Raw genomic sequence first — 15,208 nt, forward strand, 5'->3', positions numbered from 1 at the left:
GACAGCCCCCCGGTTTGACCGGGGGGCTGATGGTATATAGGTTGGGCACAGAGGCGGCGCCCGGGTTCCTGCGGAGGGCTCGCCCTCACCGGGAAATGCAGTCCTGGGCCTGGGCGCGCCGGCACTGCAGCGCCTTTGCCAGCTGATCCGGGCAGGAAGTCCCTTTGTCCAGACACTGGATGCCATCCAGCCGCGCGATGGCCTCTTCCACGGACATGCCGGTCAGCACCCGGCTCAATGCCTGGGTAAATCCGGGACAGCCCCGCACAAATTCCACCGAACGGATGACCCCGTCCTGCACGTCCAGGTGAATTTCTTGGGAGCAGGTGCCGGTTGTTTTGTATACGAACGGGGAGCTCCTCTGTCGGCAGCAGCCCGGACAGGCACTGGATGACCCCGGTCAGCTGATCGAAAGTTATTTTGCACAGCATCCCGAGGCGGAAGAACTGGTCATCACCAACCTGAGTTCAGCCTGTTTTTCCCCCAAAGACATCGTTCTGGAACTGCAGCAGCCGATAACCTGAACATTGCCCTCTGGCTTGTGCCGGGGGGCTTTTTGTTGGGATTTTCCGCTTGACTTTCTCATTATAGGAACGGTTATGGTGGTGTACGGTGATGTTAATGCCATCCTGCCCATTGCCGTCATCGCCCTGGCACCGGGGCTGATGAGCGGCGAAAATCAGCCTTTGCCTGGGGCAGGATGCATCCCGGGCAGACCTCGCTGGCAGAGGCCGTACACAGGAAAGACATCAGAATTTTTGCCCAGCTCAGCCGAGACAGTACGGCAGCCGTCTCTGTGGTGACCGGACCTGGTTTCACCGGTAGGTACTGCAGGCAATGCGCCGGGAGGCGGGAAGAGGCCTGCCCGGTGGCGGTCCGGCTGGGCGGCTGTGGCTACCAGGAGGGCGGCAGTTACCCTAGAGGACTGCGTGGCAGCCTGCCGGATTCCGGAACAAAGCGGCGCCGATCTGATCGGCGTGGGGCGGGCCATCTTCCACAACCCTCATGGGGCAGATTGAGGATCTGACCAAGAGAATCTCAGAACCCGAACTGTCCGGCCGGATGCTTTTCTTCGCACAGCGGGCCTGTTATACTGTATTCAAAGCATAAGGAAGGGACTGAGGTGGCGTGAAACCGGGAACCGGCCAATATCCGCTGAAAATGTCTTTTGCCGCACGTTCTCCCTGCCGGTGACCTGGTATCGGCTGCGGAGGCCGTCATCATGCTGCCCACCATCCTCATCTATGTGATCTTCCAGCGGCACATCCTGGCCGGTGTTGCGGCGGGTGCCGTCAAAGAATGACCTGTTTCGGAGGAGATTTTCATGCTTGTCACATCCCCTGACCTTCGCTGGCTCACCGACCCCACCGTGTTCGCGGTGAACCGTCTGGATGCCCATTCCGACCACCTCTGCTGCCGCACAGCGGAGGAAGCCGCCGCCGGACGCAGCAGCCTGCGCCAATCTCTGGACGGCGAATGGCGGTTCGCCTACAGCCCCAACCCGGCCGCCCGCCCTGCCGATTTCTGGCGGGAGGACGCGGACCTTTCCGGCTTCGATACCATCCGGGTCCCCGGACATATCGAGCTCCAGGGCTACGGTCAGCTGCAGTACATCAATACCATGTACCCCTGGGACGGCCTGCGCGCCCTGCGCCCGCCGCAGATCGACTGGGACAACGCTCCTGTGGGCAGCTACGCCCGGGACTTCACCTTGGACGAAGGCCTGTGGGGCCAGCGGGTCTGCATCAGCTTCCAGGGGGTGGAGCAGGCCTTGTACCTGTGGTGCAACGGGCAGTTTGTGGGCTATGCCGAGGACAGCTTCACCCCCTCGGACTTTGAGCTGACGGATTGCCTCCGGGACGGCGTCAACCGCCTGTGCGTGGAAGTGCACAAGCGGTGCAGCGCCTCCTGGATCGAGGACCAGGACTTCTTCCGGTTCTCGGGCATTTTCCGTCCGGTGTTCCTCTATGCCAAACCCAAGGTACACCTGACCGACCTGTGGCTGGAGGCGGGCCTGGAACCGGACAACACCACCGGCACCCTGACGCCCCGGCTGAAACTGGAAGGGGAGACCGCGGGCGCCCGCGTGACCCTGCGCCTGACAGACAGCGAGGGCTGTGCCCTGTATGACGGTCCCGTCACCGGGGACACCCTGGAACTGCCGGGGATCCAGCCCTGGAGCCATGCCACCCCCACCCTGTACCGGGCGGAACTGACCCTGTACGATGCCGATGGCACCGTGCAGGAGGTGGTGCCTTACCGCATCGGATTCCGCCGGTTCGAGATGGTGAACGGCATCATGTGCCTGAACGGGGAGCGCATCGTCTTCAACGGGGTGAACCGGCACGAATGGAACGCCGAGAAAGGCCGCGCCATCGACCCGGCGGATATGTACGCCGCCATGGAGGTGTTCCGCCGCAACAACATCAACGCCGTGCGCACCTGCCATTACCCCGACCAGAGCCTGTGGTACGACCTGTGCGATGAAAACGGCATCTACATGATCGACGAAACCAACCTGGAAAGCCACGGCAGCTGGCAGAAGCTGGGCGCCGTGGAACCCAGCTGGAATGTTCCCGGCAGCCTGCCGGAGTGGAAGGACTGCGTGGTGGACCGGGCCCGCAGCATGTTTGAGCGGGACAAGAACCACGCCGCCGTGCTCATCTGGTCCTGCGCCGGTCTTTGAGGGTGTCGTTTTGTTACAGGGAAAAAGGCTGCTGTGCGATAAGGGAGTCCGCCCTTGCGGCATGGCCGCACGAACCGGGTACGCGGGCCGGAAACGACCTCCACGGGACGAGACCGGCCAAACAGAGCGGAACAGGAGACCAGAAATCCGAACACTTGCCTTTGTTCCGTTTCGGGCCGGAAATCAGGCACGGCCTTCCGGGGCTTCCGTGCCCCAGACTTCCAGCTGGGTCAGCGCCGGGAAGGGGCTGGGGTCATCGGCCTTTTCCAGATCGCACAGTTCCAGCCATTCCACCGTGCGGGGCGAAACGGAAAACCGCTGGGGTTCTGCCGTCTGGCTCAGGGTCAGGGTCTCCCGGCTTTCGTCGCTGAAGACCACCGCCGCACGGGTCCACCAGCTGTCATGGGGAAAGTCCGCCCGCAGGGTCAGACTCAGCTGACGAACCTCCACCGGCCGGCCGAAATCCAGCCGGAAACGGGCTCGGGGATCCCGGTTGATGCCCCAGCTCTGGTACGGCCAGGCACCGTGGGCGCTGTTCTCGTAGATCCCGTCAATGGCATTCCGTGCCGCAAAGACCGCCTCGCCCCGGGTCTCCACATTGGCTGTGGCGTGGGGGAAAAAGCCGTGTTCCCCGTGGCAGTCGTAGGGATTCAGGGCCAGATTCCGGCAGGCGGTGATCTCGTCCACCGTGGCGGTGCGGGCGCGGATCAGATGAGAGGAACCGGTAAAACTTTTGGGGGAATAGTTGACCCGGTTGTCTGCGGGGGGGGGGATGGGGAAATCCATGGCGGACCCCCTTATATACACAAGGGCGGGCGGCATGGAGTCCTCCAGCTGGATGACGCAGTACACGCCGGAAGCACCGCATTCCAGGGCGATCCAGTCTCCCGCCTGGTAGGGGGCGGTGTGCACCAGGGAGACCCGGGATCCGGCCGGACTGACGGCCAGGGTCTCTCCCCGGGCGTTGAGAACTTTCAGCTTGATCATGGCCATTTCTGTTTCCTCTTTTCTTTTGGGAAGGGGGCTGCAGGGGACATCGGTTCCGGTCCCTCACCGCTCCTGATACAAAAAATACGCAAAATCCGCATAGCTGTGTCGGGCGTCCATGTCCTGGGCGCAAAGTCCCACCATGGCGCCGGTGAAAGCACAGCGGCCCCGGCGGGTCTCCACATAGTCATCGCTCAGGTGGTCGGCGGGCTGGACGTCGCCCAGGGGCTGCCAGCCTTCGCCCGCATCATGGAAGAAACGGGCCTGGGCGTGGTCCACCTCCACTTTCAGTTTCACCACCGCCCCGGTCAGCGGGACAGCCTCGCTGCCGTAGGAAAAATCCTTGTAATCGCAGCGCAGGACCCGGAGGATCCTGGACCGGCGCACTTCATCCCAGGTCACATAGGCGTAGATCCAGTTGCAGGTATCGTAGAACAGCACCAGCCCCGCCATCTGCTGGAAACTTTCGGGGGAAAAGTCCAGTCTGGTTTCGGCGGTGAACCGGAAACTCTGCCAGCGTCGGGCAAACAGGGTCTGCCTGTGATGGCTGGAAAGGCTCTGCCCGCCGTACAGGCGCAGCCAACCGGGCCGGACCGTCAGGCTGTAGTCCTTTTCCGGGACCAGGGGGGTGCGCAGGGTCTTGAAGCTGGGCGGCAGGGGAGACGCCGGGGAAAAGTGTACGGCTTCGCTGTGGTCCCGCAGCTGTACCGCCTGTGCCGCCGCCCGGGGCATGGGCACTTCCAGGTCGGGGTGGCAGCTGCCGTTGATGAGCCGGGGCCAGCCGTCCACCCATTCGATTTTCTGCAGGGCGGTTTCCCGTCCCAGGGGGCAGCATCCCCGGCGGATCAGCGGGCGGGCGCAGATGTGGGTGATGTACCATTCCTCGCCGATCTGGATAAAGCAGGCGTGCCCGCTTTTCTGCAGGGGATTGTCGGGATCGTCCCGGGCGGTGAGCAGCGGAAAGAAGGGGGATTCCTCAAAGGGACCTTCCAGCGTGCGGGCCCGGGCCACGGTGGCCGCGTGCATGTAGCCGGTGCCGCCCGCCGCGCAGAGCAGATAATACCAGCCGTCCTTTTTCAGGATCTGGGGCCCTTCACAGACGCCCAGGGAGGTGCCCCGGTAAAAATGGGACCGCTTGCCCACCAGCCGGCGGGTCACGGGATCAAATTCCTGGATGACCGTGCCGGCAAAGCCGGGATTTTCCAGCCGCCAGTCGAACAGCATGTTCAAAAAATAATGCCGGCCGTCGTCATCGTGGAACAGGGACGGGTCAAAACCGCTGGCGGTGACCAGGGTGGGATCACTCCACGGCCCGGTGATGTCCGGCGCTGTGGTGACATAATTCAGGGTGTCCTTGAAGGCGGTGGCGCTTTTCACGTCGGTATAGACCAGCCAGAACAGCCCGTCCGCGTAGGAGAGGTGCGGGGCCCACAATCCGCCGGAATTGTAGTTGCCCAGCATCTCGCTGGGGACCATCTCCCGGCGGGCGATGGGGGCGGCGGCCCAGGACCAGTTCACCAGGTCCCGGGAATGGTAGATCTCGATACCGGGCCACCAGTCAAAGGTGGAGGTGGCAATGTAATAATCCTGCCCCACCCGCAGGGCGCTGGCGTCCGGGGCAAACCCCGGCAGGATGGGATTGTGTATCCGATTGGCCATGGTGCATCATTCCTCGTTTTTCAGCAGGACGGCCACGCCGTCAAAGTCTTGCAGACCGGTCAGGTACAGGGCCGGTCCGCTCTGGACCAGAATGCCCGGTCGGGCCAGGACTGCCATCACGGTGCCCCGCACCGGCAGTTCCAGCGTTCCCGGCGCCTGGGCGAAGGTGTGGACCACCGCCAGGGTGGTGCCGGCCCCCCGGCGGACCAGGCCCTGCCAGCCCCGGGGGGCACGGTAGCTGGGCACATCCCGGCCATAGCGCCGGGTCTCGCCCCGGTCAATGACGGGGGCGGCTTTCCGGTAAAAGCGGATGCCCTGTTCGATCACCGTCCACTGTTCGGCGCTCAGCGCATCCGGCTCCCCCGAAAGGCACAGCCGGCCCAGCAGGCCGCTGCACAGCTGGTAATACAGCTTCTGCAGCGGCTGGCCGGCCTTGACCACCGCCCAGATCTGGCTCTGGCGGGGCAGGATCATCCGGTGCATGTTGGCCGCAATGACAGGGATCTCATCACATTCGTGGGCGTCGGAAAAGCTGGCCATGCAGCCCAGCTCCAGAAAGGCGTGGCAGAGCCGGTGCCCGCCGGAGGCACAGATCTCCAGCACCAGATCGGGCAGTTCCCGGCGGATGCGGGCAAAAAAGGCGGTGCTGGCTTCGATCTGCCCGCGCAGGCCTTCCCCCAGACTTTCGGCGCCGTCGCAGCCCAGACCGATGGTCTCGTTGTAGTCCACCTTCAGGTAGTTCAGGCGGTTGTCCCGCAGAAAATCGATCACATGGCGGGCCAGATAGTCCTGTACTTCCGGCTTGCGCAGGTCCCAGAACCGCCGGTCACCCACCGTGATGGGGATGCCGTGGCGGTGGAGCAGCCAGTCGGTGCGCTGGAAGCAGTCCGGCTCATCCCGGCCGGCTATCTCGAACTCGAACCAGATGCCCGCCTTCATGCCGGCCTGGTGGATGGCATCCACCACCGGTCCCAGGCCGCGGGGAAAACTTTTTTTGCTGACCTGCCAGCTGCCCAGGCGGCAGCCATAATCAAAGGGGCGGTCATCGTACCAGCCCGCGTCAATGACATAATACCCGATGCCCCGGCCGGCCAGGGACCGGACCTGCCGCAGGACGCTTTCCTCGGTGGGGCAGCCCCAGGTGGAGCAGAATTCGTTGAAGATCACCGGCAGTTCCCGCTCACAGTCGGGCAGGATGGCCTCGATGGCACGGCGGGTGTTTTCGGCCAGCGCCCGGGACGCCTGGTCCACGCCGCCCCGCACGGCGGTGAGAACGGCCTTGGGGGCGGTGAAGCTCTCTCCTGGCGCCAGGGTCTTGGACCAGGCACCGAATTCGGCATCCGCCAGCCCGCCGGACAGGGACAGACCGTTGTCTCTGCGGTACAGTTCCATCTGCCAGCTGCTGCCCTGGGTGGTGGCGGCCGCCCAGGTGATCTGCCGGACGGTGTCCTCCACCCCGCAGAAGGGGACATACCCCCGCACCGGCAGGCTGCCCACGCAGCCGAACCGCAGACTGTTGGCCGAACTGGGTTTCCAGCTCGGTTCCAGCTGCAGGTCCTCGGCCGGTTCGCTGACCAGCCGGCCTTCGGCGCTCCAGTGGGAGCGCATGCGGTGGATCACCAGGGTTTCGGGGTCCAGCCCCTGCCCGAAGGGGGAAAGACTGCCCAGGGTGAAGGAGGACAGCATTTCCAGGGTCAGGGGGACTGTGCCGGTGTTTTCAGCCGATACGGTCACCTCGGCGGCGGGGTTGTCCGCAAAGAGGGTCAGGGTATGGGTGTACCCCATCCCCCGGGGATCCTGCAGCCGGGTGGTGATGACGGTCCGGTCCGCCAGGGGCCGCACCGTCTGTCCCGCGTATTCCATGGCCAGGGTGGTGGGGCTGCTGCGCATGGTCTGCCCGCCGCTGAAAAAGGTGGGGGCATCGTCCTGGCGCAGCTTGGCCTGCACCAGGGGCTCGGCGGCGCAGTCGGTGCGGCAGATGCTGCTTTCCGTGCCGGCAGGCACCAGCAGTAGTTCCGCCGTGCCGGTCTCCCGCTCCCGGCGGTACACGGCGCACAGGCCGCCCAGGGCGGTCACGGACAGGATTTCACGGTTCATGCAATCACCTCATTTGTTGGTTGCCGGTCAGGTGGACCCCACCTCCCGGGGCCGGTCTTCACAGCCCTGCCGCAGAACAGCGGGCCGTCCGTCCGAATGAAGCAGGGAAAAGTGCAGCCCCTGTGTGACCAGTCCCCGCACATTCCGCAGATCCAGGTGGGTGGTCCGGCTCCAGTCGGGCCAGTAGTTCTCGCTTCCCGGCCCGTCGGGGGTGCACAGCCGGTCCGGCACTTCGGGGTATTCTTCCGGCAGGGTCCGGGGGTCCACCCCGCCGATGGCGGTGTAGCAAAAGTCCCGGATGGTCACATCCTCTATGGGATGCCGGACGTTGGCGTCAAAGCGGCAGCCTCCGAAGGCGGGACTGCCCATCACATCCCGGTCAAAACGGCGCTGGGTCAGGGCCATGGTCTCGTCATCCACCGCCGTAATGCCCGCAAAGTACAGGCGGGCGATCCGGCCGATGGGCGGCATGTGATCCAGTTCCAGGCTGCTGCCCAGATCATCCGGGCGGAACCGGTTGTTCAGTATGACGAAAAGGGGCCGCCGCACATTGTGCATGGCAATGTTGTGTACCATCACGTCGGTGATGGAGCCGCCCTCGCTGCACTCGATCTTGATGCCTTCCCGCCAGATGCTGCGCATGGTACAATTGCAGATGACCACGTTGGAGATGGGCCCGATGGATTTCAGCCCGATGCGGATGCCGGCGCAGACGGAGGTGAAGGAACAGTCCGAAATATGGACGTCCTCCATCGGCAGTCCGCTGGATTGCAGGCAGAGGTTGTCGTCGGTGCCCTGGATATGGCATCCGCGCACATAGACGTGGCGGCAGCCGTCAAAGTCCAGCCCGTCTCCATTATAGTTGGTATGGTTTTCGATGTACAGGTCCGCCGCGTGCAGGAACTCGCTGTCCAGGAAGGCGGTGGTCCAGGCGGCGGCATTGACCAGATGCAGCCCGGTGAGCCGGACATGCCGGCACCGCAGCATCCGCAGCATCATGGGCCGGCAGATATCCCCCGGGTTGGGAAACCGGGCGGCGTTTCCGTCAATGGTGCCGTCGCCGCACAGCCGGATGTGTTCCGCGTCCGCCGCAAACAGAAAACAGCGGTCCAGTTCCGGCTCGTTGCGGTAGCGGTTGTGATGGGTGTCACGGCCGTAATCGGCAATGTCCGGGCTGGCAAGCAGCACCGCCCCGGCCGCGATCTCCAGGGTCAGGTTGCTTTTCAGATAAAGGGTGCCGCAGCAGAACCGCCCGCCGGCCAGCAGGACGGTCCCGCCTTGGGCGGCGGCCGCGTCGATGGCCGCCTGCACCGCGGCGGTATCCCGGGTCACGCCGTCGGCGACGGCGCCGAAATCCCGGGGATCAAACACAAAAGACATGGATCCGTCCTCCCCTCCGGTCAAAGAGACTGCAGCAGCACCACCGCCCAGGGAGGCAGGGACAGCTCAGCCTGCAGGACGCCCCGGTCGTCCGCGCGGAGCACTGTGCGGCCGGTGGCCCCGGCGGCCTGACGCAGGGCACGGGTCTGGTCGGGGGTCAGGTTTTCCGGGGCCCCCATCTGCCGCCAGAGGGCAGCGGCATCGCCGTGGGCTTCATCCAGCTGTTCCACCAGCACGGTCTGGCAGGGACGCAGGCCCCGCAGGTCCAGTGTCAGCAGGGCGGGGGTGCCGTCGGCCAGCACGCGGGCGGCGGCCTCATGATCGGGAAAGGCACACATGGGCACGGCTTTGGGCTGGGCGTCGGAATAATTCCAGGCCATGGCCCGCAGCTGCTCGTCCTTGCGGGTGATGATGCAGTCTCCGGTCCGGTGCAGCAGGGTATCTCCCAGGCGGTGCATCATCCGGTAGACATGGTAGGCCGGCTTGGGGATGCCGTTGAAGTTGAACAGCCCGAACCCGCCGTGGAAGGGCAGATGCCCGCCGCCCAGCTCCTCAAAGATATCGGTGAAGGTCCAGTAGGAGAGACAGCGGATATTTTCGTTCACCGAAAGGGCCGCATCGGCTATATAGCAGGCAGCGGGCAGTTCATCGTGGGAGCAGTCCCGGCTGGAAGGGGAGGAGCTCCACTCGGTCAGACAGAGCTCGGCCCGGGGGTAAGCGCTGCGGGCCACCGCCTGCCGCAGCCACTCCACGTCCTCCTCCAGGCTGCGGCGCTTGCGGGTGCGCTTGCAGGTGTTGCCGTGCCCGTCCAGGGCCCAGTCGGTGGGGTAGGGATGGGCGGAAACAAAATCCACCGGCAGATGATGGGCGGCACAGTAGGCCAGGAACTCCTCGATCCAGACCCCGTGCCAGTCCAGGGCGTCCAGATCCTCCGCAAAGGCGGTCAGCTGCCGGGAAGTGTCCTCCACCTCGCCGTCAAAGCGGTCATCCGGCACAAAGTTGCTGGTGGCGGGACCGCCCACCCGCAGGGCGGGGTCCGCGGCCTTGACGGCCCGGGCGCTGACGGCATACAGAGCGAAATACTGGCTGCGGGTACCGTTCCAGAAAGCATTCAGGTCCGGTTCGTTCCAGATCTCAAAATACCAGCGGCGGACCTCCTCGGCGCCGTAGCGCGCCACCCAGTGGCGGCAGGCCGCGCCCACCAGATCCGCCCAGGCGTCCAGGTCGGCGGGCGGGTCCACCCGGCCCTGCCACCAGAACTGGGTGCGGGTGCCGCCGGCCAGCACGGCGGGGCAGAACCCGAATTCCACAAAGGGACGGACGCCCATGGCAAGCAGGGCGTCGAACAGACTGTCCACATACTGCCAGCTGTAGCGCAGGGCACCGCTCTCGTCCCGGTAGCAGACATGCATATCATCGGTGAGCAGCCCGTGAAACCGGACATACTCAAATCCGCATTCCCTGTGGGCACGGCACAGCTGGGCCTGCCAGTCCGCACGCAGACCTTCGCAGGCTCTGCCCGCGCCCACACAGACAGAATAATGGTGGGCAAAGGGCTGTCCGGCGGCACCCAGGTCCCCTTGCATGGCAATCACTTTCACAGGTATGGATCCCGCCTCCTTACCAAAGAAAAATGCCCTGTCCGGTCAGTTTCAGCAGCGCTTCCAGGAAATAGTAATCACCGTAGGTGAAGTTGACGTTGTGTTCCCGACCGTGGTAGTCGGCGGAGCAGTTGCACAGAAATCCGTCCCGGCCTTCGTCCCAGTCGGCGGTGTCGTCCAGCCGGTGCAGCATCCTCAGGGCGGGGGACAGGTAGACTTCCTGCTTTTCCGGCACCAGGTCCGCCAGTTCCAGCAGCCCGCAGGCAGCCACGGCGGCGGCAATGTCGTCGTACCAGCGGGGCTCTTCCGGCTGGCAGAAATCCACCGGAATGGCCCCGTCGGCGGGGATGTGGGCGATGAAATAGGCGGCGATCTTTTCCGCCATGGCCAGATACCGCACCGCACCGGTGTGTTTGTAGCTCATCACAAATCCGTACAGCCCCCAGGCCTGCCCCCGGGTCCAGCTGGAACCCTGGGCATAGCCCTGCCCGCCGTAATCCCGCACAAAGGAGCCGGTCTCGGGATCAAATTCCACAATGTGCCGCACGCTGCCGTCGGCCCGCACAAAGTTGGCGGCCACCGTGTCGGCGTGGGTCATGGCGATCTTCCGGAAGCGGGGGTCGCCGGTCTCCTCACTGGCCCAGTACAGCAGGGGAATGTTGAACATGCAGTCGATGATGGCCCAGCCCCGGGTATCCGCTTCCGAGCCGGGAATGTCGTTCCAGGCCCGGATAAACCCGGCGGGATTGAACCGTCCGGCCAGCAGGCTGGCGGCATGCAGGCCCCGGCGGCGGGCATCTCCGTCTGCGGTCAGGCGGTAATCGGCCACCGCGCTGGGCAGCCACATGAACCCCACGTCGTGGTGCAGCCCGCAGTAACTCCGAAAGCAGTCGTCCAGCCGCCGTTCGGTATAGCGCGCCACTTCCTTATAGGCTTCGTCCCCGGTCATCCGGTAGGCCTGCCAGAGCATGCCGGCCCAGAAGCCGTTGGTCCACCAGCACAGGCCGTCGTCCGGGGTGTAGGTACCGCCGTCCGCCTTGTTGTTGTGTACGCCGTCCACGGCACGGCTGGGGATTTTTTCGGCGCTGCGCACCCGCACGGCGCGCAGCTTGTGTTCAAACCGGCGGGCGGCGTCCTGCGCCCAGGCGGCTTCGGTCTTGTGGGAAAGCAGCATAGGAAGAATCTCCTTTTCTGTAAAATAAGGGAGTGTCCGGTACTTTTGTTGTCTCTATCTTATCATTTGGCCACGGCGGAAAAAAAGGCGGAAATTTAAGGGCAAAGTGGGATTTTTGCAGGCTTTGGCGGCGGAAAAAATCCTTTTGGCCTGCTGGTCCGGCAAGATGGTGAAGACAGGAGAAAATCTTTTGTGCATGTTGACGGCTGTCAGACAAAATGTGGGCTTTTTTTAGTGAAACAAGTTAAATTCACCCACGTTGGTCTAAAAAAAGCGCCTGTTTCTTTGGCCGACAATCCGGTACAATAATCACAACGAAAGGGGCACGGCCCCGAAGAGAACGCACAAATCCAACGAAAAGGAGAACACCATGAAAAAAGCATTGTCCGTTTTGATGGCGGCCGGAATGACAGCTGCCATGCTGGCCGGATGCGGCGGCACGGCGCCTTCCTCCGAGAGCACCGCAAGCACCGAGAGCAGCACCGCGGAAGCGGCCGCTGCCGAGAGCATTGTCACCGAACCCACCGAGATGACCTTCGTCTTTGCGGACGGCGACGACGCCTTCAAGACCCAGATGAACAAGATCGTGGATGGCTTCAATGAGAAGTATCCCGACATCACCATCACCATCCAGCCCGGTGACGGCGGCTCCTACAGCGAGTTCCTGAAGACCAAGGACAGCGTGGGCGAGTTCCCCGACATGATGGAAATGCGCGACACCGCCATGTATGTCCGCGCCGGCAAGCTGGCCCCCCTGAGCGACGAAGTGGCGTCCCTGTTCAGCTCCAATGTGGACTTTGACGGCGTGACCTACACCGCGCCCTTCTCCGGTGCCAACACCATGGGCATGATGTACAACAAGCAGTATTTCGCCGACAACGGCCTGGAGATCCCCACCACCTGGGACGAGTTCATCACCCTGTGCCAGACCATCCAGGACAAGGGCGACATGGCCCCGCTGGTCGTGGGCGGCAGCGATGTGTGGCATATCGGCTTCCTGTATGACCTGTGCTACGCCAACGACGTGCTGGAGACCGACCCCGACTTCATCGAAGAGTGCTACACCGGCGAAAAGAACTTCTCCGACCCCAACTACCAGCAGGCGCTGACCGATCTGAGCCAGCTGCTGGGCTTTGCGCAGGAAGGCTGGGCCTCCACCCCCGACGCCCAGATCACCACCTTCTTCGTCAATGACATGGCTGCCATGATGTTCTCCGGAACCCATATGTTCAGCCAGATCACCGACGCCGACCCTGAGTTCGAGTTTGGCTGGTTCGCGGTTCCCGACCGTGAGGGCAAGGTTTCCCTGCTGGGCGGCGGCACCGCCGGCGGCTGGGCCCTGAGCGCCGAAGCGGCCAAGGATCCCAACAAGCAGGCTGCCTTTGATGCCTTCTGCCAGTACTTCTTCAGCGATGAAGTGTACGGCGAGTACTGCGAGGTCATGGCTGCCATCCCCACCACCGCCACCATGCCCACCATGGACGTGAGCGAGCAGTTCCAGGATGTTCTGGACGCCCTGGAAAGCGCTGACTACCTGCACCTGATGTGGAACCAGGAGATCGGCAACAAGGAGCTGCCTCCCGACTTCCGCAACTTCGCCTACAAGACCTGCATCGAGATCGCCCAGGGCACCCGCGATGTCAACTCTGCCTCGGAAGAGCTGCAGAAGACCTGGGACGTTGCCCTGCAGAGCTTTAACCCCACCACCGGTCTGGGCGTAGCGTAAAAGCGTCAGACAAAAGGGGCGCGTTTCCCCGCCGGGATGCGCGCCCCCTTTCTTTTGACAAGATCGCCACACGAAAACGGAGGTTTCCCGACCATGCTGTCAAAAAAGAAGAAATTTGATAAAACGGCGTTCCTGTTCATTGCGCCCGCCTTCGTGCTGTTCACGCTGTTTATCACCGTGCCGACCATTTCCAGCTTTTATTACAGCTTTACTTCCTGGGACGGCATCAACCCGAACATTACCTTCATCGGGTTGGCCAACTACAAAGAGATTTTCACCAGTGCCCGTTTCGGCAATGCTCTGAAGAATACCGCCCTGCTGACTGTGGTGATCTCCATCTGTGAAAACGTGGTGGCGCTGGCCCTGGCCCTGCTGGTGGACAACGTCTGCCGTGCCAAAAATCTTTTCCGGGCCATCTTCTATCTGCCGGTCATCCTGTCTGGCATCGTCTCCGGCTTTATCTGGAAGATCATGTACAGCTACAACTTCGGACCCATCAACAAGGTCCTGGACGTGCTGGGCCTGGAAGCCCTCAAGCAGGACTGGCTGGGCAATGCGGACATCGCCATCTGGGCCGTGGCTGTGGTCATGATCTGGAAGGGCGCCGGCTACTACATGATCATCTACCTGGCCGCGCTGCAGGGGGTTCCCCAGGATGTGCAGGAGGCCGCCACCATCGACGGTGCTTCCGCGGTGCAGCGGTTCCGCTACATCACCCTGCCCCTGATCTCCGGCTCCTTCACCATCTGCTTCACCCTGTCCCTGATCAACGGCCTGAAGGTCTTTGACCAGATCGCCGTCATGACCGATGGCGGCCCCGGATTCGCCACCGAGACCATTGTCTATCTGCTGTACAAGTCCGGCTTCGGCGAAGGCCGCCAGGGATACGGCACGGCCGTGGGCGTGGTGCTGCTCTTCATCATCCTGGTGCTCAACAGCATCCAGTCCACCATTCTTCGCAAACGGGAGGTGCAGCTGTAATGGCAACCAAAACCGCACAGGTCACCGAGACCACGCCCCTGAACAAGCAGAAATTCAAGGCATCCACCGTTGTCACCTTCGTTGTCACGGCAGTTCTGGCCTTCCTCTTTGTCTATCCCATCTACTTTGCGGTGATCTCCGCCTTCAAAAGCAACGGCGATATCCTGAAATCGCCCCTGTCTTTTCCCACCGAGCTGTACCTGAAAAACTTCCAGGATCTGTTCGCCAAGACGGATTTCTTCACCGCCATCTGGCACACGGTGTTCCTGACCGTGGTCAGTGAGATCCTCATCGTCCTCATCGTGCCGCTGGCCGCCTACGCCATCGAGCGTCACAGAAGCCGCAGCACCAAGTTCATCTACCTCTACTTCACCGCCGGCATGATGGTGCCCTTCCATCTGTACATGTTCCCCCTGTTCAAGGAGATGAAGGTCTTCCACATCTACGGTACCCTGTGGGGCCCCATCATCTGCTACATCTCCGGGTCGGTGGCCTTCGGCACCCTGCTGTACACCAGCTTCCTGAAAGGCGTGCCCCTGGAAATCGAGGAAGCCGCCAAGATCGACGGCTGCACCGAGTTCATGGCCTTCTGGCGTGTGGTGTTCCCGCTGCTGGGCCCCTGCACCGCCTCCCTGATCGTGCTCAACGGTCTGGGAATCTGGAACGACTTCCTCATGCCTTACCTGGCACTGCCCTCCGATCAGGCCAAGACCATCACGGTGGCGGTCTACTCCTTCGTGGGTCAGTACACCGCCCGCTGGGACATCGTGTTTGCCGGTACGCTGATCTCGCTGGTACCTGCGCTGATCATCTATGTCTGCCTGCAGAAATACTTTGTCAAAGGCATCATGTCCGGCGCGGCCAAAGGGTGAAAAAAAGGCTCTGTTATGGTATGATTGGGTGCGGGCAGATGCCCG

13 protein-coding genes are annotated in these 15,208 nt (G+C 63.0%); 6 read left to right on the forward strand and 7 right to left on the reverse strand.

Translation table 11 applies throughout. The features are described 5' to 3' along the window. Positions 1-85: 85 nt before the first annotated feature. Positions 86-301, reverse strand: coding sequence for a TIGR03905 family TSCPD domain-containing protein (locus tag AC127K_RS10190; protein ID WP_483720500.1), 216 nt, complete (start codon positions 299-301; stop codon positions 86-88). Positions 302-338: 37 nt separating this feature from the next. Here AC127K_RS10190 and AC127K_RS10195 point away from each other — a divergent pair, with 37 nt between their 5' ends. The 3 genes from AC127K_RS10195 to AC127K_RS10205 all read left to right on the forward strand — a co-directional run bounded on the left by AC127K_RS10195 (position 339) and on the right by AC127K_RS10205 (position 2,686). Then, on the forward strand, positions 339-524 hold the full coding sequence (locus AC127K_RS10195) for a hypothetical protein (protein ID WP_483720501.1): 186 nt from the start codon (positions 339-341) through the stop codon (positions 522-524). A 644-nt stretch (positions 525-1,168) separates the two neighbouring features. Next, positions 1,169-1,303, forward strand: coding sequence for a hypothetical protein (locus AC127K_RS10200; protein WP_483720502.1), 135 nt, complete (start codon positions 1,169-1,171; stop codon positions 1,301-1,303). Positions 1,304-1,324: 21 nt separating this feature from the next. Next, positions 1,325-2,686, forward strand: a complete 1,362-nt coding sequence (locus tag AC127K_RS10205; protein ID WP_483720503.1) for a glycoside hydrolase family 2 protein — start codon at positions 1,325-1,327, stop codon at positions 2,684-2,686. A gap of 183 nt (positions 2,687-2,869) precedes the next feature. Here the strand turns inward: AC127K_RS10205 and AC127K_RS10210 are convergent, their stop codons facing one another. The 6 genes from AC127K_RS10210 to AC127K_RS10235 are packed head-to-tail and all read right to left on the reverse strand — an operon-like array spanning position 2,870 to position 11,584. Beyond that, positions 2,870-3,679, reverse strand: a complete 810-nt coding sequence (locus AC127K_RS10210) for a carbohydrate-binding protein (protein ID WP_483720504.1) — start codon at positions 3,677-3,679, stop codon at positions 2,870-2,872. Positions 3,680-3,736: 57 nt separating this feature from the next. After that, positions 3,737-5,332 carry a glycoside hydrolase family 43 protein gene (locus AC127K_RS10215; RefSeq protein WP_483720505.1) on the reverse strand — a complete coding sequence of 532 codons (1,596 nt, stop codon included), beginning with the start codon at positions 5,330-5,332 and terminating at the stop codon, positions 3,737-3,739. Between the two features lie 6 nt (positions 5,333-5,338). After that, a complete protein-coding gene (locus AC127K_RS10220) occupies positions 5,339-7,429 on the reverse strand; it encodes a glycoside hydrolase family 36 protein (protein ID WP_483720506.1) in 2,091 nt (696 codons plus the stop codon). 27 nt (positions 7,430-7,456) lie between these two features. Beyond that, the gene (locus AC127K_RS10225; RefSeq protein WP_483720507.1) at positions 7,457-8,809 is read right to left on the reverse strand and encodes a glycoside hydrolase family 28 protein; all 1,353 of its coding nucleotides are present in this window, start codon (positions 8,807-8,809) and stop codon (positions 7,457-7,459) included. Positions 8,810-8,829: 20 nt separating this feature from the next. Next, positions 8,830-10,410, reverse strand: coding sequence for a GH39 family glycosyl hydrolase (locus tag AC127K_RS10230; protein ID WP_483720508.1), 1,581 nt, complete (start codon positions 10,408-10,410; stop codon positions 8,830-8,832). Between the two features lie 19 nt (positions 10,411-10,429). After that, complete coding sequence (locus AC127K_RS10235; protein WP_483720509.1) at positions 10,430-11,584, reverse strand: glycoside hydrolase family 88 protein; 1,155 nt, start codon at positions 11,582-11,584, stop codon at positions 10,430-10,432. A 370-nt stretch (positions 11,585-11,954) separates the two neighbouring features. On the opposite strand from AC127K_RS10235, the gene AC127K_RS10240 reads away from it, so the two are divergent. The 3 genes from AC127K_RS10240 (at position 11,955) to AC127K_RS10250 (ending at position 15,163) form a co-directional block, all read left to right on the forward strand. After that, entirely contained in the window at positions 11,955-13,310 is a 1,356-nt protein-coding gene (locus AC127K_RS10240) for an ABC transporter substrate-binding protein (protein ID WP_294541338.1), read from the forward strand. 93 nt (positions 13,311-13,403) lie between these two features. Continuing rightward, positions 13,404-14,291, forward strand: coding sequence for a carbohydrate ABC transporter permease (locus AC127K_RS10245; RefSeq protein ID WP_294541337.1), 888 nt, complete (start codon positions 13,404-13,406; stop codon positions 14,289-14,291). Next, positions 14,291-15,163, forward strand: coding sequence for a carbohydrate ABC transporter permease (locus tag AC127K_RS10250; protein ID WP_483720511.1), 873 nt, complete (start codon positions 14,291-14,293; stop codon positions 15,161-15,163). The genes AC127K_RS10245 and AC127K_RS10250 overlap by 1 nt, the downstream gene beginning before the upstream one ends. Positions 15,164-15,208: the final 45 nt, after the last annotated feature.

The sequence above is a fragment of the Subdoligranulum sp. DSM 23681 genome (genome assembly GCF_057005535.1).